Below are 527 nucleotides of genomic sequence, written 5' to 3' on the forward strand. Positions count from 1 at the left end.
GTTGTCGCCAAAGCGGGCGACTTTCAGGTGCTGACCTGCATTCACACCAATAGCGGCGCGACACCAATCGTCGATATCTCTATGCACTTGCGGTTCTTGCCAGTGTCCGACTACGACTTTACGTTCAATATTCAGACGGGTGCCAATGAAGCCAAACTCTCGGCAACCGTGCGCACTTTGGTTGAGGTTCATGAAATCCATGTCGATTTCATCCCATGGTAGCGCCGCGTTGAACTGGGTGTGAAGGTGTAAAAATGGCTTATTTAGCTGGGTTAGGCCGGCAATCCACATCTTGGCTGGAGAGAAAGTGTGCATCCACAGCATCAAGCCGATACAGTCAGGATCGTTATTGGCTGCGCGGCATACTGCGAGAATTTCATCCGGTGTTTTTACCGTGCCTTTGTTAGCAATAGAAACTGAAATATCATCAGACGAATTTAATCCTGCAATGATTTCTTCGCTGTTTTGCGCAACGCTTTCCAATACTTGTGGGCCGTAAAGATGCTGAGAGCCGGTTACAAACCATA

1 pseudogene is annotated in these 527 nt (G+C 48.6%); it reads right to left on the reverse strand.

The features are described 5' to 3' along the window. Positions 1–527, reverse strand: a pseudogene (locus tag R7Q48_RS30770) (L-arabinose isomerase); the annotation flags it as partial.

This window comes from Vibrio sp. 378, from assembly GCF_033339435.1.